Origin of the sequence: Rossellomorea vietnamensis (assembly GCF_008180415.1) — a bacterium.
GTDB lineage: Bacteria > Bacillota > Bacilli > Bacillales > Bacillaceae_B > Rossellomorea > Rossellomorea vietnamensis_C.
In genome coordinates this window covers 31,998-57,651 of sequence record NZ_VTEI01000003.1, presented here as the reverse complement: position 1 = coordinate 57,651, position 25,654 = coordinate 31,998, and the positions used below count along the sequence as shown (strand labels likewise).

19 protein-coding genes and 2 pseudogenes are annotated in these 25,654 nt (G+C 38.8%); all 21 read left to right on the top strand.

All coding sequences use genetic code 11. From position 1 onward, the window contains the following. Positions 1–544: 544 nt before the first annotated feature. The 21 genes and pseudogenes from FZC78_RS06585 to FZC78_RS06500 all read left to right on the top strand — a co-directional run bounded on the left by FZC78_RS06585 (position 545) and on the right by FZC78_RS06500 (position 24,682). Positions 545–1,300, top strand: a complete 756-nt coding sequence (locus FZC78_RS06585; RefSeq protein ID WP_148938876.1) for a hypothetical protein — start codon at positions 545–547, stop codon at positions 1,298–1,300. A gap of 81 nt (positions 1,301–1,381) precedes the next feature. Continuing rightward, a complete protein-coding gene (locus tag FZC78_RS06580) occupies positions 1,382–1,840 on the top strand; it encodes a staygreen family protein (protein WP_148938875.1) in 459 nt (152 codons plus the stop codon). Between the two features lie 935 nt (positions 1,841–2,775). Then, positions 2,776–4,719 carry an LTA synthase family protein gene (locus FZC78_RS06575; RefSeq protein WP_148938874.1) on the top strand — a complete coding sequence of 648 codons (1,944 nt, stop codon included), beginning with the start codon at positions 2,776–2,778 and terminating at the stop codon, positions 4,717–4,719. A 245-nt stretch (positions 4,720–4,964) separates the two neighbouring features. Next, entirely contained in the window at positions 4,965–5,942 is a 978-nt protein-coding gene (locus FZC78_RS06570; RefSeq protein ID WP_148938873.1) for a tRNA dihydrouridine synthase, read from the top strand. A gap of 1,107 nt (positions 5,943–7,049) precedes the next feature. Next, complete coding sequence (locus tag FZC78_RS06565; RefSeq protein ID WP_148938872.1) at positions 7,050–8,588, top strand: BCCT family transporter; 1,539 nt, start codon at positions 7,050–7,052, stop codon at positions 8,586–8,588. 482 nt (positions 8,589–9,070) lie between these two features. Further along, positions 9,071–10,048, top strand: a complete 978-nt coding sequence (locus FZC78_RS06560) for a sugar ABC transporter substrate-binding protein (RefSeq protein WP_148938871.1) — start codon at positions 9,071–9,073, stop codon at positions 10,046–10,048. Then, positions 10,045–11,514, top strand: coding sequence for a sensor histidine kinase (locus FZC78_RS06555; RefSeq protein ID WP_148938870.1), 1,470 nt, complete (start codon positions 10,045–10,047; stop codon positions 11,512–11,514). Before FZC78_RS06560 ends, FZC78_RS06555 begins: the two co-directional genes overlap by 4 nt. Further along, complete coding sequence (locus FZC78_RS06550; protein ID WP_353733565.1) at positions 11,489–13,036, top strand: response regulator; 1,548 nt, start codon at positions 11,489–11,491, stop codon at positions 13,034–13,036. The genes FZC78_RS06555 and FZC78_RS06550 overlap by 26 nt, the downstream gene beginning before the upstream one ends. Before the next feature lie 23 nt (positions 13,037–13,059). Further along, positions 13,060–14,154 (top strand): sugar ABC transporter substrate-binding protein, encoded by a 1,095-nt coding sequence (locus FZC78_RS06545; RefSeq protein WP_148938869.1) that lies wholly within the window; start codon positions 13,060–13,062, stop codon positions 14,152–14,154. Positions 14,155–14,371: 217 nt separating this feature from the next. Beyond that, positions 14,372–15,475: a sugar ABC transporter substrate-binding protein gene (locus FZC78_RS06540; RefSeq protein ID WP_148938868.1), complete on the top strand. Its 1,104-nt coding sequence runs from the start codon at positions 14,372–14,374 to the stop codon at positions 15,473–15,475. 83 nt (positions 15,476–15,558) lie between these two features. Further along, complete coding sequence (locus FZC78_RS06535) at positions 15,559–17,079, top strand: sugar ABC transporter ATP-binding protein (RefSeq protein ID WP_148938867.1); 1,521 nt, start codon at positions 15,559–15,561, stop codon at positions 17,077–17,079. A gap of 12 nt (positions 17,080–17,091) precedes the next feature. Then, positions 17,092–18,264: a sugar ABC transporter permease gene (locus FZC78_RS06530; protein ID WP_148938866.1), complete on the top strand. Its 1,173-nt coding sequence runs from the start codon at positions 17,092–17,094 to the stop codon at positions 18,262–18,264. Positions 18,265–19,012: 748 nt separating this feature from the next. Next, a pseudogene (locus FZC78_RS24850) lies at positions 19,013–19,588 on the top strand (CobW family GTP-binding protein). A gap of 18 nt (positions 19,589–19,606) precedes the next feature. Continuing rightward, a complete protein-coding gene (locus FZC78_RS24845) occupies positions 19,607–19,792 on the top strand; it encodes a hypothetical protein (protein WP_252183532.1) in 186 nt (61 codons plus the stop codon). Beyond that, entirely contained in the window at positions 19,780–20,118 is a 339-nt protein-coding gene (locus tag FZC78_RS24840) for a GTP-binding protein (RefSeq protein ID WP_252183531.1), read from the top strand. The genes FZC78_RS24845 and FZC78_RS24840 overlap by 13 nt, the downstream gene beginning before the upstream one ends. A 206-nt stretch (positions 20,119–20,324) precedes the next feature. Further along, the gene (locus FZC78_RS06520; RefSeq protein ID WP_148938865.1) at positions 20,325–21,923 is read left to right on the top strand and encodes a metal ABC transporter solute-binding protein, Zn/Mn family; all 1,599 of its coding nucleotides are present in this window, start codon (positions 20,325–20,327) and stop codon (positions 21,921–21,923) included. A gap of 476 nt (positions 21,924–22,399) precedes the next feature. Beyond that, positions 22,400–22,822, top strand: a pseudogene (gene arsC, locus FZC78_RS24835) (arsenate reductase (thioredoxin)); the annotation flags it as partial. 3 nt (positions 22,823–22,825) lie between these two features. After that, on the top strand, positions 22,826–23,104 hold the full coding sequence (locus FZC78_RS24830) for a helix-turn-helix domain-containing protein (protein WP_426902333.1): 279 nt from the start codon (positions 22,826–22,828) through the stop codon (positions 23,102–23,104). Between the two features lie 485 nt (positions 23,105–23,589). Beyond that, complete coding sequence (locus FZC78_RS06510) at positions 23,590–23,790, top strand: hypothetical protein (protein ID WP_148938863.1); 201 nt, start codon at positions 23,590–23,592, stop codon at positions 23,788–23,790. A gap of 218 nt (positions 23,791–24,008) precedes the next feature. After that, positions 24,009–24,455: a YaiI/YqxD family protein gene (locus FZC78_RS06505; protein ID WP_148938862.1), complete on the top strand. Its 447-nt coding sequence runs from the start codon at positions 24,009–24,011 to the stop codon at positions 24,453–24,455. Positions 24,456–24,490: 35 nt separating this feature from the next. Continuing rightward, positions 24,491–24,682: a hypothetical protein gene (locus FZC78_RS06500; protein WP_148938861.1), complete on the top strand. Its 192-nt coding sequence runs from the start codon at positions 24,491–24,493 to the stop codon at positions 24,680–24,682. Positions 24,683–25,654: the final 972 nt, after the last annotated feature.

Here is a 25,654-nt window from a genome sequence, read left to right as displayed (position 1 = left end):
AATAACCCCTAGAGAATAAAAGGAAAACCCGCCTTTTTTTCTCTAGAGAACATTTGCCTGTCGGGGCTGACCAAGGCGCTTACGCTTTTGTTCCGTCCAGCTTCAGCGCCTAGCCCCTCGGGGTCAAATAACCCCTAGAGAATAAAAGGAAAACCCGCCTTTTTTTCTCTAGAGAACATTTGCCTGTCGGGGCTGACCAAGGCGCTTACGCTTTTGTTCCGTCCAGCTTCAGCGCCTAGCCCTTCGGGGTCAAATAACCTCTAGAGAATAAAAGGAAAACCCGCCTTTTTTTCTCTAGAGAACATTTGCCTGTCGGGGCTGACCAAGGCGCTTACGCTTTTGTTCCGTCCAGCTTCAGCGCCTAGCCCCTCGGGGTCAAATAACCTCTAGAGAATAAAAGGAAAACCCGCCTTTTTTTCTCTAGAGAACATTTGCCTGTCGGGGCTGACCAAGGCGCTTACGCTTTTGTTCTTATCTCCAGACTTACATATAAATTCCTTTACTGGAGAAGATAAGAAAAACGATATTGTAAGGAGAGATACTAATGAGAAAGGAATTGTTATTTGCGTTTGCTGCTTTCTTTTTCATGTCGCTTCACGCCATTGCTGGTAATTTTGCAGAAGAACAGAATCAACCGAATGTTCTAGTGATCACCACCTATGAAAAGGACGTTACGGGAGATAAGGCAAAAGATGAAATAACGCTGTGGGGTAAACCTTATGAACCAGGAGCCCTTTTTTATAAAGAGATTTGGGCCGAAATCCAAACGGCTGATGGAAAGAAATTCAGAATTGACTATGAAGGGGGCTATGAACCGCAAATTGTATTTCCCGATTTGAATCATGATGGTGTAAAGGATCTCCTGCAATCTTCTGCTACTGGAGGAAGCGGCGGGCTCTATAACTATAGTTTGTATACATTGGCAGGTGATCAAAAGACTGATATCGGCATGCCGCCAGCTCTTTCGATTGACGCCCATTTCGAAAATGATTATAAAGGTGTCATCACTTTTTCAGATACGAATGAATCATTCACCGTAGATTTGGGCGATCGAAAAGAAGATTATGAAAGGCTTGGAATTTTCCAGGACGGAAAATTGAATGAACCGACCGAAATGATGGTTATCCCTTATGCGATGTTTGAACCTGTCAAAATAAAAGGCAAGGAAGGGAAAGGATTGAGAGGAGTACAGCGGATCAGCGGTGCCTATCAAGCGGATGCTGTTGGAAACGTTTATTCCTATTGGTACTTTGAAAACGATCAATGGAACTTGACTGATATGAAATGGGAAGAGTTATAGAGAGCAAAAAGAACCTTTTGTAGGCTTTTATCATACTTTATTGTAAGCAAACACACATCAAGAATGGTGAGGTGGCTTACGATGAGTGAGTTCAATCCAGATAAGGTATCTGTGACGTATCTTCCGCCGGCTTCGGTTTTCAGTCCTCTTGATGCAAGAAAATATACTTTGACGCACTCGGACAATTCGGGTCAGCTGTTTCTGAGTATAGGCTGCCATTATGACTTGGATCAGCTGGATGCAAGCATGAGGGATGAGGTACTTGCTGAATGGGTAAGAGTAATGGGGCAGTATACCCTTTCAGGGAAAGTCTATATAAGCGGAGGAGAATTTGATAAGAATCTCTCTAAAGTTCGGTATATGATTTTTCAAAAGGAAATGCCTCTCGCCTTGGCTGCAATAGTGAATGCTGATCAAGGATTTTTCTCTTATTTTCCGTGGCTCCTGGATGCCCCTATTTATATTGCCTTTGAATCTGTACATCCTGATTTTCAAGGAATACACTATTTTGGGACGCCAAGACGCTATTTGCTGAAATGAGAAATTATCTGACTGAAGGGGGAAGGTTCCTCTTCAGTTTTTTATTGAGAGTGAAATAAATTTTATAAATAGGAGAGGCGGCAAAGGAACAGAAAACCAAATTCAGCCTTGAAATAAAGAAGTATACAGACAATCAGATTGTTTAAGATACCCTTAACGCTGAATAGTACTTTTTTTATTACAATTAGTACTCAAACGTTACGCTTCTTACTCAGGGGAGGGATATCTTATCCAGATTAAATCAATGCATTTCTTCTCTAATGTACAGGGATGCTGCTTTTCTACAGGTAAAATGTAGTCCTCTATTTTAATGGATGTTTTCCCATATTTTGTTGCCTTCGAAAAAATCCCAAGAGCCGGAATTTTCACCACTAAGAGTTTTATCTCTAATCGGGGAAAAGAAGATCTTTTCTTTTGGCTTTTTTCTGATTAATTGCTGATTTATATTACGAATTTACCTTTATCCCCCTTTACGTAAGAAGATTGGTGCAAAAGGCGTACAATCTACTGCGGGACTAGCGGTCGTCTAGTTGTAGCACCCAGCCCTTCGGGATCAAATAACGCGCATCGAAATAAAAGGAAAGACCACCTTTTATTTCGGTACGGAACATTGTCTGTCGGGGCTGCCCAGGGCGCTTCCACTTTTTAAAACAGGCGAGCTGAGGATACTCACCGCCCGCCCTAGTTTAAAGCAGCCACAATTCCTGCGAAAATACACTTTCATTTTTATTACCCTATTCCTCCTTGTTGCGGTAGTTATTTTTCAGAATTAGTATCAAATAGCAACAAAGTTTACGAAAAGAGCCATTATAAAAGAGAAATATCAATATATTAATCTACTCGATTTTACTTTCACATACGTTTGTTATATAATTGTTGATTAGTTTCAATTAATTACTAGTTTGCGATTATTAAATGACATGAGGTGAAAAGATATGTTGAAGAAAATCAAATGCAACTACCTTAGCCTTTTCTTTTTGGCAGTAGTTTTACTTTGGTTAAAAACATATTTAGTACAACATATAGAATTTAAGTTGGGTTTGGATAATAGTTTACAGGAATTTCTCCTATTTCTAAATCCAATAGGATCCATTCTCTTATTTTTGGGGTTAACGCTGCTATCGAATAAACGAAAATTCTTATGGCTTGTTATTTTTCACTTTGGCCTGAGTTTTTTATTGTTTGCAAACGTCGTGTATTATCGCTTCTTTAGTGATTTTATTACAATTCCAACTTTAATGCAGACCAATAACTTCGGGGATGTTAGCACAAGTGTTACTTCACTTTTAAAGCCTTATGATTTCTTATTGTTTGTGGATACAATTATCTTGCTTGCCATTGGGTTAAAGTTCAAGGTGAAACAATCAAATCCAGCAGTAAAAGGCAGATATGCGGCGGCAATTCTGATTGCGGCAGTTCTAGTTATTTCTTTAAATATTCAGTTGGCAGAGAAGGATCGCCCTCAATTATTAACAAGGACTTTTGACCGTACCTATATTGTTAAGTATTTAGGAATGTATAACTATACTATCTATGATGCTGTTCAGAGTATTAAAATTTCATCTAAACGTGCACTCGCTGACTCGGATGATGTTGCAGAAGTACTGGCATATAATGATTTGAATTATGCCAAACCTAATCCGGAATATTTCGGAGCGGCAAAAGGTATGAATGTAATCTACCTTCATCTTGAGTCAATGCAGAATTTCTTAATTGATTATGAACTGCACGGGGAAGAAGTGACACCATATTTGAACTCTTTATCAAGAGGGGAGAACACTCTATATTTTGACAACTTCTTTCATCAGACTGCTCAAGGGAAGACATCTGATGCAGAATTTCTATTAGAGAATTCCATGTATGGATTGCCTCAAGGCTCAGCTTTTGCTTTAAAAGGAATGAATACGTATCAAGCCGCTCCTGCCATTTTAGATCAAAAAGGTTATACTTCAGCAGTGTTCCATGGAAACAATGGAACGTTTTGGAATCGAAACGAGATTTATAAATCATTTGGTTTTGATAGATTCTATGACGCAAGCTACTATGAACTTGAAGAAGATGAGCTCGCGGAATATGGGTTGATGGATAAGCCGTTTTTTGACCAATCTAAGCCTTTACTTGAATCCTTGCCGCAGCCATTTTATACAAAGTTCCTGACTGTTTCACATCATTTTCCTTATAAAATGGATCAAGCAAAAACAACGATTGACCCGCATACGACAGGTGATGCATCTGTAGACAATTACTTCCAGACTGCACGATATGCAGATGAAGCCATTGAAGAATTCTTTGCCTACTTAAAAGAATCGGGACTGTATGAGAACACTGTTGTCGTTATGTATGGTGATCATTATGGAATATCAGAGAACCATAATAAGGCAATGGCAGAAGTATTAAATAAAGAAATCACTCCGTATGAAAGTGCCGGATTGCAGCGCGTTCCTTTATTGATACATGTGCCGGGGATAGAAGGAGGCAAAATGCATCAGTATGGCGGACAAGTTGATCTGCTTCCTACTCTCATGCATATATTGGGTATCGAAACAAAACCATACCTTCAGTTTGGAACAGATTTGTTATCAGAAGATCATAAACAACTGGTGCCGTTCAGAAATGGCGATTTTGTAAGTTCGGAAATCACCTACACTGACGGTAAATATTATGACTCTGTTACAGGTGAAGAAATTGAAGGAACTAATTCAGCTGAAAAACTTCGTGAAACTGCCCAGAAGACTTTGGACTATTCCGACAGGGTTGTGGAAGGTGATCTTTTACGCTTCTACACCCCTGAAGGTTTTACTCCTGTTAATAGAGCAGACTACAATTATATCCCTGATGAATCTAAGGCAGCTGAACAAGTTAGCAGTGATACTAGATAAAAAGAAGTTGTTGAGCTTAACGGCTCAGCAGCTTTTTGAATGAGAAGTAAGGTTTTAGATCCTTATATATAATATTTTTTAAAAAGTTATATTGGTAAAATTATTTAGCATTGATAAATAGCGCTTAAACATGGTATAAGTGTAGAAGAAAGTAAGGAAGCAAGCAAAACTTCTTTACTTTTTATTTTTGTGGTACCTTCAGGGTTTTTCCTGAGGACCAAATGATGAGAGGATTGAATTTAGTTATGGAAGATAATTTCTGGCGTGAATTACCACGGCCGTTTTTTATACTGGCACCAATGGAAGATGTGACGGATGTCGTTTTCCGCCATGTAGTGAGTGAAGCTGCACGACCTGACGTGTTTTTCACAGAGTTTACGAATTCGGAAAGTTATTGCCATCCCAATGGCCGCCAAAGTGTGCGCGGGCGTTTGACTTATACAGAAGATGAACAACCAATTGTGGCCCATATATGGGGAGACAAACCTGAATTCTTCCGCGAGATGAGTATTGGCATGGCTAAAGAAGGTTTCCGCGGGATAGATATCAATATGGGTTGTCCTGTAGCGAATGTTGCTGGGAATGGGAAGGGCTCCGGCCTCATCCGCCGTCCGGAAGTTGCGGCAGAACTGATCCAAGCCGCAAAAGCAGGCGGACTGCCAGTAAGCGTGAAGACCAGGCTGGGTTATACAGAAGTAGATGAATGGCGTGAATGGCTTAAGCACTTATTGGAACAAGATATCGTTAACCTTTCTATTCACCTCCGTACTAAAAAAGAAATGAGTAAAGTCGACGCGCATTGGGAGCTGATTCCGGAAATCAAAAAACTTCGGGATGAAGTAGCACCCAATACTCTTTTGACCATCAATGGAGATATACCTGACCGTCAAAAGGGCTTGGAGCTTGTGGAAAAATACGGTGTCGATGGAGTTATGATCGGCCGTGGAATATTCAACAATCCATTTGCTTTTGAAAAAGAAAAGAAAGAGCACGACAGCAAGGAATTGCTCGATCTTTTAAGACTTCACTTAGATCTCTTTGATAAATATTCAACTGAATCTGAGCCGCGTTCTTTCAAGCCGCTTCGCCGATTTTTCAAGATTTATGTCCGCGAATTCCGAGGGGCAAGTGAATTAAGAAATCAGTTGATGGACACTGAGACGACTGATGAAGTACGAGCATTGCTTGATAGCTTTGAAGAAAAAGCGGCTTTAGTAGAATAAGGTAAAAGCACTCACTAATACTATTTTGGGCGGCCGCTGAAAAAGTCCAACAACAAACTAAAAGGCAGAATCGTTGATTTCAAAGAACGATTCTGCCTTTTTCTCGTCAGATACTATTAAAAAGTATTGATTTCCGCTTAAGATGCACGACTCCACCGGGCTGGTGCGCGATGCAGTGAGCTTTATAGCGTAAGCGGCTTGTTATTTTCATAATTAAGTATCCAGCGGTAAAAGAAGGGGAGTTTTTCCCCTTATACGAAGAACCAGCACCTATTTTCTAATGTCTTAAGTCAAATAAGGGGAATTTCTCCCGCTATTAAAGCTGTTTTCAAATACTTTTTAGTAAATAAGGAGAATATTCCCCTCTATATAACTAACCAAAGTGCTGAAACTGGCTGTTCGGTACCGCTGGTCACTATTCCAGGTCCTCGAATCCACTTCTTTCCATCGACTAGTTGAGAAAGTACCTCTCCAGGCCCGGCAGGCTAATGTTTCAAAAATCATTAAAAGACTTTAAAACTAATGGGATAAAAAGAGTAACACATTCAATGGGGTGTAAGAATAAAGTCAATCTTTCTTCTCATAGTTGACTTTTATTGGTTATAGAGGATCTGATACTAAAATTCGGTATATTTTCAGTGCCTTCCAATATGGATGAGTGCTTTTATTGTGAAAAGGAAATATAGCTACTCTATGGAAGTCGGCTCTTCCCATTTACTGAAAGAAAATAGCTTGTACTACTCCTGCAAAAACACAGTGAGGTCTTAGGTACTAATGAGCTAATGAGCAAGAGTGTTTGTTCCTCTGCCAGAGTAAATTGAACCATGACAGAGTATATGTACTAATAATAATCGTTTTCTTTCTTTACTATATTCTAAAAGCTTTAAATGACTAATAATGCTTATATTTGACCTTTGAATCCTAAGTATGAAAAAGGATATAATTAGAAGGCCCTAGGTTGAGAAGCATTTCTGAAGTTGAGCCAGAAGGAATTGCCCACTATCTTACAATAGTTATTGAATCCCCACTTAACCCATTCAAAGTCAGCCATTTTACTTATCTTATCACCCAAAAAAAAGCAACAAAGTTAGGAGTTATTTATTACATATGAAGAGTGCTACAAATGTATTTTATATTTCATTAGCCATCATGACAGGTCTTGTGTTGATAGGGGTAATGATGCCGGAAACTTTAGAAAGCATTACCAGCAGCGCGCAAGGTTTTATTCTGGACAGCTTCGGCTGGTACTACCTTGCGATCGTTACAGTATTTGTTGGAGTATGTTTGTATTTATTAATGAGTCCTGTTGGCAGGATAAAGCTTGGAAAACAGGATGATGTGCCTGAGTTTTCAAGACCTACCTGGGTTGCCATGCTTTTTAGTGCAGGTCTGGGAGTAGGTCTACTCTTTTATGGTACCTTTGAGCCGATCAGCCACTTTGCCATTAGTTCACCCACAGGGGAAGAAGGTACGAACCAAGGTATAAAGGATGCTATGAGATTTACATTCTTTCATTATGGGATTCACGCCTGGGCCATTTATGGTTCCATTGCCTTAGCTCTTGCGTACTTTACCTTTAGAAAAGGGGAACGCAGCTTGATAAGCAAGACACTTCGTCCGCTGATAGGCAAATATGCAGACGGAGCTGCAGGGACTGTCATTGATGTCATAGCGGTTATTGCTACGATATTAGGTGTTGCGACAACATTGGGTTTTGGAGCATCACAAATAAACGGAGGACTTTCATACTTGTTTGGAGTGCCAAACAATATGGTGGTTCAAACAATCATTATATCTATTGTGACAGTGCTGTTCATCGTATCTGCTTCCACTGGATTAGGTAAAGGGATCAAAATTTTGAGTAACTTGAATATGGGACTTACGGGTATCCTTTTCCTTTTCGTATTCATTTTCGGGCCTACGCTGTTTATTCTCAATTTATTTATTGACACCCTGGGGACGTATTTTCAAAACTTCCTTAACATGAGTTTTCGCATTGCTCCTCTTAATGAAGATGCCAGGGGATGGATTAATGGATGGACGATCTTCTATTGGGCTTGGTGGATTGCCTGGTCTCCATTTGTAGGTGTCTTTATTGCAAGGGTATCTAAAGGAAGAACAATCCGGGAGTTCATTGTGTACGTTCTGCTCGCTCCATCACTTATCTGTTTCATTTGGTTTACTACGTTCGGAGGGGCGGCGATCACAACCGAGGTAACCGGATTACTGTCGATCTCTGAGTTATTACCTCAAGAATCTCTCTTCGGATTGTTAGAAAGTTATCCGATTTCTATGGTGTCATCGATTCTAGCCATCGTCATTATCGTGACGTTCTTTGTTACTTCAGCCGATTCCGGGACATTTGTGTTAGGAATGATGACAACAAACGGTTCACAAAATCCTAGCAATCCTATTAAGATCGTATGGGGAATTTATCTTTCCGGGACTGCTCTTGTACTGCTTTATACAGGAGGGCTGCAGGCACTGCAAAATACAATGATCATAGCAGCTCTGCCATTCTCGATCATCTTAGGGTTAATTGTCATCAGTTTTCTGAAAGCTTTGCAAAAAGAAGCAAAAGAACTGGGGATTGGGCAGTTAAGAATTCCTGAGAAGAAAAATAAAAAACCTATTAAAACAACATAATAAAAAGGCCTTGTATCCATTATTAGGGATATAAGGCCTTTTTTCAAGAGAAGCTTGGCTGCTTTTTCACTCCCTCGTAATACTTAGACAATTGGTAAAAGAGAAACGTGGCTAATAGTCATATCCAAACCCACCTGTCTATTAGCAAAAAGGACTGAGGTAAAACCTGAGTCCTTTTTAGTATGTTCTTTACTGCTTCCAATCTTATCTACATGCTTTACTAAAAAAAAAATCATAATTATCCGGATCAACATGAAGAGAAATCCCGATACAATTGAAACTGCCTGCATTGTCGTAATTTCGCGATATGCCAGAAATACAGAAGCCGAACTTAAAGGTAGAAACATAAAAACGAGTTAGCGTCTAAGAGTATACTACACCATTAATTTTCAGAAAATTCCTGCGCCATTTTAGCTATTCCTGCTATAATGGTAATTAAATACTATTACTCGAGATTCATTTAATTTAAGGAGCGCATTCTGATGAAAAAGATCGCCACTTTGGCAAGTATTATCGTTTCAGCTGTGCTTTTATATTTTACCATTGATTCAGCACTTGATGTATATAAAGCGAGCTGGAAAATCCCGAACAAGACGATCCAGGGATCTCTAAATAAACGTCTTGTATTAATAACCCAGGAGCTTGATACACCTTTTTGGGATCAGGTCAGTTTCGGTGCGGTGAATCAATCTGTAAAAGAGGAAGTCACACTTGAGATATGGGGGAGCTATGGGAATGATCAAGAGAATTTCTTAAAGCAAATAGAATTAGCAATCTATTCAAAAGTGGACGGGATTATAGTACAGGGCCTGGATACTGAAGGATTTAAAGAGTTAACCAAAGTTAAGGCGGCATCCTTTGGTATCCCTATCATCACTGTAGCAAATGATGTTCCCGCATCGGAAAGCCTTCGAAAAACGTATGTGGGTTCAGATCAGCATCTTGCTGGAGAATTAATTGCGAGGCAGCTCGTCAATGATATGGGTACATCTGGGGAAGTGATCCTTATGCTTGACAGCAAACAGGAATATTATCAGGAAGAAAGGTTAAAAGGCATACAAAATTCCCTTGGAAGGTACCCTCATATCAAAGTGATTTCTGCTGAAACTGAAGACAGTAGAGAGCATGGGGGCGCTTTGACAAAGGATTTATTGAACCATTACCCGAATGTGGATGCTTTCGTCGCAGTAAACTCCAATTTCGCAGGAGACATCATTCAAGAGATTGAGAAGCGATCCAAAGTTGAACCTTTTTATATCTATTCCTTTGATGATAGCAGTGCATCATTATCTTCCTTGCAGCAGGGTAAGCTTGATGGGGTGGTTGAACAGTCACCAAAAGAGATGGGTGAGAGAAGTGTTAAGCTCATGGCTCAATGGCTGAAAAACGAGACTCTTCCGCTGGATCTGGAAGGTTATTTAACAGATATTAGAATGATAAAGGCGACCGATATAGAATGACTAGTATACAGAAGAAAATTTGGATGCTTGCTGTAATTGTAGTTCTGATCATGGCTTCGATTTGGATGTCGCTTACTTTTTATAATCAGAAAATGCAAGATCAATATAATGATATTCTTGAGAGGTATCTGGTACTGAACGAAATCAGGACTACCAGTCAGCAAACGGTAACAGCACTTAACAATTACCTGCTGCTTCCTTCTGCTGAAAATTTAAATTCCGTCAATGTTAATATGCGAGACATTCAGACAATGCAGGAAGAAGTGGTTGGTTTTAAAAATAGCGAAAATGAGTTTGAGTTGACCAGCTACATTAACTTACTCGCCAGTCTTGTAGAGGTAACAGATCGTGCCCTTGTATTTCATTCAGAAGAAGGCATTGAAAATGCAAGAAGTTCACTGAATGAAGCAACATATATATCTAATTATCTTGCTGAAATGACTCTTTCATTAATTGATTCGGAGCTTAGTACATATGATCAATTCTACCGGGCGATGATTGATCAGTCCGAAAAATTAAATGGGCTGGGAATTTGGTTATTACTGTTGATAACATTTTTACTATTGCTTTATACTTACTGGTTTTCCTTAAGAATTACAAAACCACTTGAAAAGCTGACTCGGGCTGCAAGTGAATTGTCGAGGGGAAGATTTGATTTGAAAATTGAAGTGGATTCCAAAGACGAAATGGCCTTTTTAGCAAGAATGTTTGAGCAGATGAGAACCAACATAAATAAGTTGATTATCGAAATCCAACAGAAAGCTCAACTTGAAAAAGAATTGCAGGAGAGTAAACTTCTATTAAAAGACAGTCAGCTTCATAGTTTACAAAGCCAGATAAACCCTCATTTTTTGTTCAATACCTTGAACACCGTCTCGAAAAAAGCCTATCTGGAAGGATCAGAAGAAACAAGCGACCTCCTGGTTAGCATTGCAGGACTGTTGCGCTATAACCTCAAACATCTGGATAAGACGATGACACTCTGTGATGAGGTAAACGTGTTAAAGCAATATATGATTATACAAAAAGCGAGATTTACAGACAGACTAGCCTTTGCCACAGACATAGAGGAATCGTGCTTGGAAATCGCAATTCCAGGTCTGACTCTTCAACCAATTGTTGAAAACGCTATCATGTATGCTGTTGAGCCTTGCGAAGCAGGCGGAAACATCTGGTTCCGGATCAAGGATAAAGGGGATCGAGTGATTATTGAAATCGAAGATAATGGCCCGGGTATACATGAAAATAAGATTAATAGAATTTTAAATGAAGAGGTGGAACAAGATCCAAAGCAAGGGCAAAGTTCAGGAATTGGATTGAATAACGTGGTAAGGCGTTTACGTCTTTTTACAGGTAATAGAGATGTAATCAAGATAGAAGGAAAGGAAGGAATCGGAACGAAGGTAACAATAGAGTTACTTAAGGCGGGAGGAGTTGCGAATGATGTTCAAAGTGCTGGTGGTTGATGATGAGCAAATCGAACGTGATGCATTGCAAGTGATCTTAGAAAGAAATTTTTCAAACCTTATAATAGAGCAAGCGAGAAACGGCAGACTGGCTGTTGAGATAGCTGCAGAGTTTCAACCTGATTTAGTGTTAATGGATATTCAGATGCCTGGCCTAAATGGATTTGAAGCAATTGAGAAAATTAATCGTGACCATCCTGCAATTAAATTTATCATGATTACTGCGTTTGCAACATTTACTTATGCTCAATCTGCCCTAAAGCTTGGTGTAATTGATTATATGGTGAAGCCAACTAAAGTAACGGAAATCGTGGACATCATTGCCAAAGCACTCCATGAGATAGAGGAACAACGTAGATTAATGGATATCGAGAAGGAAAAACAGGACACTTTACAAAAAGCAATGTCCGTCTTTGAAACAGATGTTGTAACACAGCTGTTGTTTGACCATGTTCATGAAGTTCATTTACACGAGTTGGTCGAGAAGCTGGGTATGCAAATGACAGAAGAAAAATATGTAATGAGTGTAATCCTTCCACCTGATTCGGAAAAGTATTATTCGACAATCAGGGAAAAGGTCAGGAATACTGGGAATGCATGGACGGGAGCTTTATACGGCCGACACTTACCCATTATTGCTTTTAAAAGTAAAGACCAATCCTATCGATCTCAAGCTACTATGTTAGCCAGAACAATCCTTAAATCTGTAAAATCAGCTAAAGATGAGTGGTTTATTGGAATAGGTAATTTGTATCATTCATCGAATAAAATTAAGCAATCTTATCAAGAGTCTTTATCAGCAACCTGGGATACATCGCTGCCTGTTAAATACTGTTTTTTTTCCGATATTCCTATACTTCCTGCCGGCATCAATGACCATATGGCTAAGCAATATGAACAACAATTTTTTGACAATATCCGCCATGGAGAATGGGAAGCAATTCATGCCTTCTTGGAAGACTTAATTGAACGGAATGAAAAACAAGGAACTGGTGTGCTGTTAACACAGCATCTTCTTATGAAGTTTCTTTGGATCATCTCTCAGGTCATGAGTGAAATGGGAATGGAATTAGTCTCACCTGTCTATCCATTTAAATCGACCGACTATCGCCAATTGCGGGCAGAGATAAGCCAGGTCCTGAAAAGGCTGAAGCAGTACGTACAAAAGCATCATGAGAAAATGGAGACAAACACCATTGAACAGATTAAGCAATATATAATTGATCATGCCTATCAGGATATATCATTAGAGGAAATAGGCAGCGTAATCGGCCTGAGCCCGATATACATCAGTAAAATTTTCAAAGAGGAGCTTGGTGTAAATTACATTCATTTCTTAACTGAGTGCCGTATAGAAAAAGCAAAAAAATTGATGAGGGATCCCGAGAAAAGTTTAAAGGAAATCACCTTTGAAATTGGGTATCATGATCCTAACTACTTTAGTAAAGTATTTAAAAAAATGTGTCATGCTTCACCGACCGAATATAGAAAGAAAATCTTAGAAAATAAAAAGCTCGTCTAAAAGAAGGAAAGGAAGCGGGATGAATGAAAAGGGTTCTATATATAGCAAGTGGCTGGCTGGTTATAGTACTGTTACTGCATATAGTTTCTTCTTGTGAGCGATATGAAAACTCTGCTATAAAGAGTCCTTCTAATAAGATTCCAGCTGAAGTGAAAGAAACAGAAACAGAAGGGGATGATATTAAAATTGGTTTTTTGATGGGGACTCTCCTCGAAGAACGCTGGCAGAAGGATCGTGATTTATTCAAAGAAGCGGTAGAAGAACTGGGTGCCCATGTGGAGATAATGTCAGCAGATGGAGACGATGCTTTGCAAATATGGCAAGCAGAAACATTAATCAGCCAGGGAGTCGATTTGTTGGTCATTATTCCACAGAATGCTGAATCAGCAGCTGCCATCGTAGAAAAGGCTCATTCAGCAGGAGTTAAGGTATTGTCTTACGACCGGCTGGTAACAAATGCTGAAGTGGATATGTACGTATCTTATGACAACGAAAAGGTTGGAGAGCTGCAAGCCAAAGCCATTACCCAATTAGTACCTAAAGGGAAATATGTCTATATCGGTGGAGGAGAAATTGATAATAATGCTTATTTAATTAAAAAAGGGGCATATTCTGTACTTCAGCCATTAATTGATAAAGAAGATATCACAATTGTATTTGATCAATGGACGAAAGACTGGCTGCCCTCTAATGCCAAAAAAAATATAAATCACGCCCTTGATGCCAATGATAACCAAATTGATGCTATTATTGCTCCAAATGACACAACGGCTGGCGCAATACTAGAGGTACTTAAGGAACGGGGACTGATTGGCAGAATTCCTGTATCCGGCCAGGATGCTGACCTTGCAGCGGTCCAAAGCATTGTCTCTGGGGAACAGGCCATGACGGTTTACAAGCCTATCCAAGAGTTAACAAAAACGGCGGCAGAGCTTGCTGTCAAGCTTGCAAAGGGAGAAGAGATCAAAAACGAGCTGAAAATAAATAATGGGAGAATCGAAGTACCATCTGTTCTCCTCCCGCCGATTGCTGTCAATAAAGATAATTTGGACGAAACCATAATCGCAGATGGGTTTCATACTAAAAATGAAGTTTATCAGTTGAAAGATAAGCAGTAAAGGACATGGAATGTAAATTCTGTGTCCTTTTTTGGTTTAATAAAACGAAAAATAAAAAGAGGAAGCTCACAGGATGAGCATAAGAAAAAGCAAGGAAATTTAAAAAGTACAGACGAATACCAAAAAAGTGCTATAAGTAAGCGTTTTCATTCGAGTGGGCCCTTGATATATTAAGGTTGTTAGATAAATCAGAAAATTTTGAAAGGGGTTACAAAAGATGAAGAAATTATTCCTTGTGTTAACAATTGCTATTATGGCCGTTCTTATTGCAACAGGTTGCAGCAGCAGTACTGGAGGAAGCGGAGAGGTTAAAGTGGGGATCGTCCTGCCGACGAAAGATGAACAAAGATGGGTGCAAGATGAGGAAAGATTCAAAGAGGCAATCAGTGATTCTGACTACTCTGCAGAAATTTTATTCAGCCAGGGCTCTTCTGCAAAAGAGAAAGAAAATGTAGATACCTTGATTAGCAAAGGAATTGATGTATTAATCATTACTCCTGTTGATGGTGATTCAGCTGGAAGTGCAGTTGAAAATGCAAAAAAAGAAGACATCACCGTTATAGCTTATGACCGCTTAATTACCAATACAGACGCAGTTGATTACTATGTAACCTTTGACAGTGTAGCCGTTGGTGAAGCTCAAGCACAATATTTGGTTAATCATTCAGAGGGCTCAGGGGTTCCTTTATACTTATATGCCGGTGCAGCCACAGATAACAATGCCTTCTTGTTCTTCGAAGGAGCTTGGAATGTACTTCAGCCAAAAATCGCAGATGGTACATTTGTGATTGCAAACTCCAGCGAAGCAGAAGCCTTGAAAGATAAAACAGAATTAAGTCGTGAAGAAATGAGTAAGATCGTCAGTCAGCTTACTACTGGATGGGATCCAAACGAAGCCAAAAACAAAGCGGAAACGCACTTAACCGCGGCAGGAGAAGACATGAAAGGTGATGTAGCTATCCTTGGCCCCAATGATGACACGGCACGTGCGATTGCTGATGTATTTTCCGCGGAAAGTGGTGTCACAAGTTATGTCATCTCTGGCCAGGATGCAACTAAAGCTTCCATCCAGTATATCATCGATGATAAGCAGTCCATGACTGTATTTAAGGATGTTCGTACATTAGTAAAAGATGCAATGGATATGGCACTGACAATTCTTGATGGTGATAAACCCGAAACAACTGGTTCGTATGATAACGGGTCAACTGAAGTACCAGCTAAACAATCAGATGTAATCAGTGTAGATAAAGACAATGTTAAAGCAGAAATCGTTGATAGTGAGTACTATGATGCTAGTGAATTTACCGGGTTAGAATAAAAGAATGATAAGCGGAATAGTGATAGATCAATCTTCTATCACTATTCTATATGTGCTAATTGGTCTGGTTAAGGAGGCATAACATGAGTAATTATATTTTAGAGATGAACCAGATATCAAAAGAGTTTCCAGGTGTAAAGGCATTGTCGAATGTAAACTTTAAAGTAGAAAGAGGAGAAATTCACTGCCTTGTAGGAGAAAATGGAGCCGGTAAGTCAACACTGATGAAGGTGCTTAGCGGTGTATATCCGTTCGGAATGTATGAGGGGGATATCGTCTTTAATGGACAGGTACAACGATTTAATAAAATCAGTGACAGCGTCGACGCAGGAATTGCGATCATCTATCAAGAGCTGGCATTATTTCCGGATCTTACAGTCTATGAAAATATTTTTATAAATAATGAAATACAAAACCGCGGCATCCTCGACTGGAATGAAGCGGTTGTAAAATCGAAAATATTACTTGAAAAAGTGAAATTGAAAGTCAACCCTGAAACCTTAATTAAAGAGCTGGGTGTTGGCAAACAACAGCTGATTGAAATAGCAAAAGCACTGAGTAAAGAAGTGAAATTGCTTATTTTAGATGAGCCGACAGCTGCACTGAATGAAGACGATAGTGAAAATTTACTGAATTTGCTGCGAGTATTAAAAGAACAGGGCATAACCAGCATTATGATTTCACATAAGCTGAAAGAAGTCATTGCGATTGCCGATAAAGCAACGGTTCTCCGTGATGGGGAAACTATGTGTACTTTGGATGCTTCCAAAGGTGAAATTACAGAAGCGGCCATTATCAAAAACATGGTTGGCCGGGAACTCGGTGATATTTATCCTAAAAGACCAAAAAAGAATTTCGGTGAAAAGGTTCTGGAATTAATAGACTGGTCGGCATATGATCCTAAGTTGGGACGCCAAGTGGCTAAAAAAATCAACCTTCATGTTAAGCAGGGAGAAATCGTTGGAATTGCGGGCTTGATGGGTGCAGGGCGGACCGAGCTTGCACAAAGTGTTTTTGGGAATGCGCAGAATTATAAGCTGAAAGGTGATTTGATAGTAGATGGAATGCTTGCCAACTATAAACACACAAAGGATGCCATCAAAGCCGGAATTGCATATGTGACTGAAGATAGAAAGGGTAATGGCTTGTTTTTACTGCAGGATATAAAAAATAATATATCAGCCGGAAATTTAAATGGAATCGCCTCTAAAGGAATCATTAATGATAATGAGGAGATTAAAGTTGCTGAAGAATATAGAAAATCTTTAGGAATAAAAACACCATCGATCCAGCAGATGACTGGCAATCTCAGCGGGGGGAACCAGCAGAAGGTCTCTTTAGGAAAGTGGTTGTTTGTCAACCCGAAACTGCTGATTCTGGACGAACCGACCCGCGGAATTGATGTCGGTGCCAAATTCGAGATCTATACAGTTATGAACGAACTGATCAATAAAGGAATGAGCATCATCATGATTTCATCTGAGCTTGGCGAAATACTTGGTATGAGTGATCGTGTTTATGTCATGGCAGAGGGACAGATAAAAGGTGAGATGTCATCTGAGGAAGCAAGTCAGGAAAAGATCATGGAGCTTGCGACGCAATAGGAGGTATTACAAATGAACTTGTTAAAAGAAGCAAAGCAGGTCATTAAACATAATATACGTGATTATGGGATGTACATTGCTTTATTGATTATTATGGTTACTTTTTCAATTTTAACCGAAGGATTATTTATGTCTTCACGGAATATTAGTAATCTTTTGGACTCAGCGGGATACATTGCGGTGCTTGCAGTCGGTGTCATGCTTGTTATAGTCATTCGGCACATTGACTTATCCATTGGATTCTTAGCGGGTTTTCTGGGCGCTATTGCGGCAATCTTGCTACTGAACGGTGTACCGGTCTATATCGTTATACCGCTTGTCCTGCTTCTGGGAATTCTTGCCGGATCCATCACAGGCTTTTTGGTTGCCAAAGTCGGCATCCCGGCCTTTGTAGCGACGTTAGCGGGCTGGCTTATCTACCGCGGTGCCATTCTATTAGTGACCGAAAAATCCGGTACCGTTAATGTGGATAACGATGCATTCAATGCATTAGGGAATGGATATATTCCTTCAATTGCACAAGTAGGCGGATTGCATTTACTGTCACTAATTATTGGAACAATCAGCATTTTGCTATATATTATCAGTGCCATCCATAACCGCAAAAACAAGATTAAATATAATTTTGAAGTGGTTACTCAACCCATGTTTATCATACAGCTGGTTTTTGTCTCTGCGATCATTGCTTATTTCACGTGGTTGTTAGCTGGTTACAATGGTATCTCCTGGACGGTTGTCATTATTCTTTTAGTCGTAACTATTTATCACTTTGTTACAACCAAGACAGTAATAGGAAGGCATATTTACGCTGTCGGAAGTAACCCTGAGGCTGCACATCTTAGTGGTATCAGTGTAAGTAAAATCACATTCTTGGTATTTGGTTCGATGGGTATGTTAGCGGGACTATCAGGTATTCTTTTTACTGCACGTCTGCAAGCTGCTACAACAACCGCAGGAACTCTTTTTGAACTGGATGCCATTGCCGCAGCATTTGTTGGTGGTGTATCTGCTGCAGGAGGAGTAGGTAAAGTAACTGGTGCCGTTATTGGTGCAATTGTTATGGCCACTCTAACCAACGGAATGAACCTGATGGGCGTCGGTATTGCCCCTCAATATATGATTCGCGGGGGTGTCTTGGCACTGGCGGTCATTTTCGATGTCATGACCCGCAGACAAAGTGCATAGAGAAATTGATAAAAATAAGATAAGCCGGCCTAATCCAGCAAAGTTCATTGGATTAGCCGGCTTATTTCATTTTAAAAAGACTGTTGTTTTATGGGTAAGAGTAACACCGGATACTCAATTAAATATTTTGAAAGTTACTTAACAGTTTTTTTCTCTATGAGGGTGGTATGAAGTTTAGATTGGTTTTTTAAGAAAAATTAATTGGCGGAAGTCCATTCCCAATATGAACTTATTCAGCCATTGATAGGAAAAGGGTACAAGCGACTTGTTACTTAAAAAATAATAGCAGCTAGTACACCAGATTCTTTTCATGCAAGAAGTAGTTCATTTGAAGGATTCCTAAAGAAGTAAAGCAGGCAGTCAATACTGGTGTTATTTTAGCATTGAAGCAATTATCTTATAAGAAAAGAATAAATAAGGGAATGAATTGCCTTGAATTAAAATTCAAACTTTTTCAAATAAATAACTTGATTTAAAGAGAAGTATGTATTACAATTCAAAACGTAACGATTACGATTTAATCCGGATCAATACATAAAAATACATTGCTAACCTAATTAATTTGTTACATAGCTTTATTAAAGTCATAGACCCATTCTTCCAGAACTTAGAGGAATGTGGATAAAAGATCCATTTTAAATCGTAATGATTTTGTTTGTTAATAATAAAGGAGAGAGTTAATTGTTGAAGAAAGAAAATACCCTTAACAGTCTTAAGTGGATATTTAGGTTCAGGAAAGGCAACTTTATTGAATCATATTTTAGCAAACAAGGAGAATAAGAAAGTCGCCGTTATCGTTAATTAAATGAGCGAAGTAAACATTGACGCTTCGATGGTTAAGCGCGGTGGGTTTATACGGACTGAAGAAAAAATGGTGGAGCTTCAAAATGGCTGTATCTCCTGTACATTAAGGGAAGATTTAATATTGAGGTTGGACGATTGGTTAATAAGGGAGACATTGATTATATTGTTATTGAATCAACCGGGTATTCTGAACCCATCCCGGCAGCTTCAAACGTTCACCTATCTCGATGAAGAACTTCAAATCAACTTAGCGGAGATTTGCAGGCTGGATACTATGGTAACAGTGGTGGATGGAAATCGATTTTGGCATGACTCTGCCTCTGGAGAAACCCTAATGGACCGGAGATAGGCAGCGGATCAGCGAGAAGTTGTGGATTTGTTAATAGATGAAATTGAATTCGCAGATGTTATTTTGCTGAATAAAACAGATTTAATTGAAGAAGAGGATAGTAATAAATTGACCGGTGTACTGAGAAAGTTGAACCCGCATGCTAAAATCTTTCAAACTTCACACTCATAAATATCATTAGATAGCGTATTGAATACATATCTCTTTAAGTTTGACATAGCAAGTCAAGGTGCCGGTTGGATAAAAGAAGTAAATGAGGAACATATTCCTGAAACAGAAGATACGGAATCTCGTCATTTGTTCATCGAAGCTGCAGACCCTTTCATCCTGATAAGTGGAAACATTGGCTGGAAAATTGACCAGTGGACGTACTAAGAGCTAAAGGCTTTTTCTGGCTGGCGACTCGCAATGATATAGCTGGCCTCATTTCCCAAGCAGGCCCTTCCATAGTCCTGCAAGGAGCGGGAAAATGGGTAGCCGCTTACCCAGAAGATGAAAGAAATGAAGTATTAGAAGATGATCCTGAGATGATGGAGAAGTGGGATTCACTATACGGAGACCGGATGAATGAGATTGTCTTTATTGGATTAGACATGAATCAAGAGGAAGTAGCCGAATCATTAGAGTCTTGTTTATTAACAGAGGAAGAAATGAAGAAAGATTGGTCTCGGTTCAAGGATGAATTACCTGCATTTTTGTGAAAGTAGTACTTGAATACGCCAGGATGGTAATTCCGATAAAGAGATTAGTGGTATGAGTCCAGTGAAATATCTAAGGAAGTACAGCCTGCCACTACTAAGCAAGTATGTTACAATCCCGATTTCATCCCCGATAACATTATGCTGGGATAGCTTGTGTGTTAAATCGTAATCATTACGTAAAATAAATAGTACATGGAGGAAATTATATGTTAAAGAAATTTGCAGGAATGTTAAGTCTGTCTGTCCTAATTTTGGGGACGGCTGCATGTGGAAATAGTAATATAACAAGTAATGAAGCTGCTAGTGAATCAAATGAGGAATTGAAGGTATATACTACTGTTTATCCTCTACAATATTTCACTGAAATAATTGCAGGAGATGAGGCATCCGTAGAAACCATCCTGCCCCCGGGTTCTAATCCGCATAATTATGAACCAACGACTGACGATATGATGAAAATTGCTGAAGCAGATGCTTTTATATACAATGGATCCGGGTTGGAGCTTTACGCCCAAAAAATATCTGAAGCTGTTAAATCTGAGAAGGTGAAATTAGTAGAAGCCTCAACAGGTATTGAATTGATTAATCATTCCCATGATCACGATCACGGAGAAGAAGGTCACGACCACGAAGAAGAGGATTCTCACAAAGACGAACAAGACGGGCATGAACATGGAGACAAGGACCCGCATATCTGGCTTGACCCAATGCGGTCAATTGAGATTGCTGACAATATCAAAGAAACATTGATTGAACTTATGCCAGAACAAGAAGATACATTCAATAAGAACTTCGACGAGCTTAAAGGTAATCTCGAAGAATTAGAACACAAATTTCATACGGAAATTGAGAGTTTACCTGAGAATAAAATAATCGTTTCACATGCTGCTTATGGGTACTGGGAGCAGGCGTATGGAATTGAGCAAATTGCCGTTTCAGGTTTAAGCCCTGAAAACGAGCCTTCGCAGAAAGAGCTGCAAAAGATTATAGAAACAGCTGAAGAGTATGGATTGAAATACGTACTGTTTGAACAAAATGTAACGCCAAAGGTTGCTGAGGTAGTCAGAAAAGAGATTGGCGCTGAAGCATTACGCATACACAATCTATCTGTATTAACTGAAGAGGATATCAATAATGAAGAGGATTATTTCACACTCATGCAGATGAACCTAGAGACCTTGTCTGAAGTCCTTTCAACAGCTTCTACCACGTCACCTCATAATGAAGACGACGAACATAACCACGATCATGCTCATGACGAAGAAGCAGAGAAAATATATAGTGGGTACTTTGAAGACAGCCAAGTGAAGGACCGCTCACTTTTGGATTGGGAAGGTGACTGGCAGTCCGTTTATCCGTATCTTCTAGATGGAACCCTTGATGAAGTATTTGAACATAAAGCGGAACATAAAGGAGATAAAACAGCCCAAGAATATAAGAAATATTACGAAACAGGATATGAAACAGATGTGGAGCGAATTTTATTTGAGGGCAGCAAAGCAACTTTCTTTAAAAATGGGAAAGAAAGCTCTGGAGAATATAAATATGACGGGTACGAAATCCTCACCTATAAAGCTGGAAACAGGGGAGTAAGATATATATATAAATCTGTTAAAGAGTCTGAAGGTATTCCCCGTTACATTCAATTCAGTGACCATAGTATCTATCCGACCAAGGCAGGCCACTACCATCTTTATTGGGGTGACGACCGGGAGGCTTTATTGGATGAAGTCACTAACTGGCCAACCTATTATCCGACTGAAATGAGCGGAAAAGAAATAGCAGATGAAATGATGGCTCATTGATCTGCTGTTATAGACATAGAATTGCGCATCGAAAGTACAGTAGTCTTAGCGCTACTGCCTAAAAACTTATAAACATTCCAAAGCCTTGTACCGATTTCGATTGGTAACAAGGTTTTTTAAATTAGAAAGATACTTTAAGGGTCTAGTAATGACATAGCTTTTCGTTCCCATTTGGGAATTGAGAGGTTAGTCGTTAGAATACTGGAAACGAAGAATTTAACAGGGTAAAAGAATCTTATCAAAACCTTTACAATACTAAACTTGTAATTCAATATAAGCATTTTATTATATAAGCAGAACGTAATATAATGAGTGATTTTGAATATCTTATCTGTTTAGTCTCAATAGTACTTACTGTCAATGAATTTAGAAGGATATCATGAATCTATTATGAAGAATATAGAGGGGTCTTCATAGCATTCTATCAATCGTTTATAGTTTTAAATAATGTTACGATTAAAAGGAGAGAGAAACTAATGACAAAGCCAATTATATATTTTTTGTGCATCGGTAATTCTTGCAGAAGTCAAATGGCCGAGGGTTTTGCAAAGCATTACTTAGGAGACTCATATGAGATCATGAGTGCTGGTATTGAATCGAGAGGTATACATCCCATTGCTATCGAAGTAATGAAAGAAAAAGGTATTGATATCAGCAATCAATCATCTAATTTGGTGTCTGTCCATACAGCAGGAAAAGCCAGTTATGTCATTACATTATGTAAAGATGCAAAAGAGAGATGTCCTGCGATACTCTCTAGAAGCTATCATTACCATTGGGGCTTTGATGACCCAGCAGCCAAAGCAGGAACAAATGATGAGATACTAGAAGAATTCAGAAGAGTCCGAGATGAAATTGAAGAGACCATCATCCTTTTTTCTAAAGGGGAGAAAGGAGAAGTCATGAACCTGAATAATTTTGATTTCTCCGTGTATAAGAAAAAGCAGAATTTTGGTGAAATCATCCGTATTTTAAGGGTAGAGAATGGATTCTCAGCAAGTCAGTTGGCTGAACAGCTTAGAGTGACTGAGGATTTTATAGTGAACACAGAGCTAAATAGAACCCATCCCTCCAAGTTCTTTATTCATGCCTTGGCTAATGTTTTGCAGAAGAACTATGACGATTTACTGGATGAGTTATATGATGTTGAACACAAAGAGATCTTAAAGCTATTAAAATAAACCATATACTAAAGGGAAAAAGCCGAGAAAATCTTCTTGGCTTTTTTTAATATTCATCTGTACCAGGTCTATCAGTTGTTTACTGCCTAAGTAAGGGCAGTAAAGAGAAGGGGAAGTTAATTCTTTAAGTGAAGGACTTTGAACAGAATTTCAAAAAACGATTTCTGCCTTATAAACAATGAGAGTGCCATATACGGGAGGGGGTGCTGATGAAATATACTTTATACGTGTCAACTTTCAGAGTCGGTCTTAGTGATTAATGAAGCACACAGGAAAATTACCTGAAGACACAGCTGCATAACGAATGCCGCTGTGTCTTTTTTTATTTATTCAGCCAGAAATAGAAACAATTGCTCAGGGCAGACTCAATTTGGCAGTCCTGCCGCCATCCACTGGATAGACTTGGCCTGTAATAAAACCAGCAATCCCCAAGCTCAAACTCTGAAAAGTTCTCCCAATCTTATTCCAAGGCACGGGATTATATATTGGATGACGAAGTAATTCTAGAAGAGACCAACAGGGATAGTAGAATTCAAATGAATAATTTTGAATTCTTAAGAAATTATTGGAATGTATTATACAAAATGGCAAAGGCTGCAGAAGAAAATGTGGAAACCGTTTGTAATATTTCTTTAATAAAGATTAGAATGTTCGGTGGACAACTAACTAAAAAAATTATTAGCTAAGAAGAAATTAATGACATGAAAACTTTATCACAAGAAGAGAGACTTCCCTTTTAGGGAGAATGGGAATTATCAGTGATTATAGAGTATAATATGAGGATAGAAAAATACAGCAGAAGGAATGACGCTTGACTATTTTTAAAATGTAAGTCACCAGTCCCTTTTATAGTTGAAATAGATTTAGTTAATAGTAAGTCAAACTTCTTAACAGGAGGGGAAAGATGAAAATTTATGTGGATGCAGATGCCTGCCCAGTGAAGGATATTATTATTTCTGAAGCAGCCAATTTTGAAATTGAGGTTATTCTTGTTTCAAGCTTTTCCCATTTTTCTAATGCAGAACAGCCATCAGGAGTGAGAACCATTTATGTTGATTCTGGAGCAGAAGCTGCAGATTATCGGATTGTGAAGTTAGTGAAGAAAGGAGATATGATAGTGACACAAGATTATGGTCTTGCGTCACTAGGTTTAGCAAAAGGAATAATCGTCCTCCACCATAAAGGGTTTAGATATACAAATGAAAATATTGACCAATTATTACAAACACGTTATTTGAGTGCAATGGCTAGAAAAGGCGGACAGCGGACAAAGGGACCAAAGCCTTTTACAGCAGAAGACCGGGAGCAATTTAGGGATCTTTTTAAACAGGTTATTTCTCGTAAAAATTAAGCTTAACTCAGAGATTCAAAAAGGAGATAAATATTTTGAAGTATTTTAAATCGCAAATGCAACAACTAATTAAGGAAAATAAAGAATTGCACACACGCTTTAAAGAACTGAAGGCTGAGTATGGCCTTGAAAAAAACAATGCCCTCAAGGCCTTGTACCATTCAGAAGTTGCGGATGGAGGAAAGTATCAGATAGCTTACCAAGCACTTGAACATCCAAAAAAATAGACTTTTAAAACTTATTGCCTACTAACCATTCATTTATAAATGAATGGTTAGTAGTGGTGGATTAAGTTAGTGAACAAAATATGAAGTAGGTTGCTACATAGTACAAAACATTATTCACTAAAAAACATTAAGAAACTATATTAAATGAAAAATTGATAAACTTAATTACTAAAATGGAAGAGGAGTTCAAAGTGTTTTGGACAGGTTTTATAGCATTATTTATCTATTAAATTGGTTTAGTATGACTTATAACATAGATTATAGGTAGTTTAATTCCCCGTACCGAGCAGCTTGAACATCGCTTCATTTCGAAGCGAGAGGGGGGCGCTCATTTTTTTCCAGAGAGCTGAAGAGCTTTTGAACTTCTTCCAGGTTCATGTAAACCGGAAGCTTGGTATCCATCTGCGGTGATTGAATGGCGGCTATGAAGTCAGACGACATCATTTTTCTTTTAAGCAGAACTTCGATAACGATTTCAAACTCGAGATCCGCCGGCGAACCGACCTTGGTTTGGCATGATGCTGAAGGGTCTGCTGCTGGATAAAGCGGCGCACAAGGGAGGGATTCAAATCCTCGAGTAACGTTGATCGTTAATAATCCTGCATAAAGCTGTGAAAGATTAAGTCGCTCTCGTAGCTGGAAAGGGTATTAAAATTCATCCAGCGCGTGCTGAACTGAACTCTATAAATAAAACGTGCAAATAATTATTATTTGGAAGGACCAACAAGTTCTATCTCATGAGAATAATCGGAACACACTAGAAAGTTAACCGGAATATTTATTGAGAACATGCTCAAAAATTTCTTCTTATAACGTTTATTATAGGAAGTTTGATCTTTGCCAAAATTTTTATTTCGTCTCAATATTAGTAGTATTCTTTGGTTATGAGACAAAAGAACTTCATATTGCTTTGCTTCCTATAATATATGTTAGAAGTTTGAGAAGATCAAATTATCGTTATGTTCCTATAAA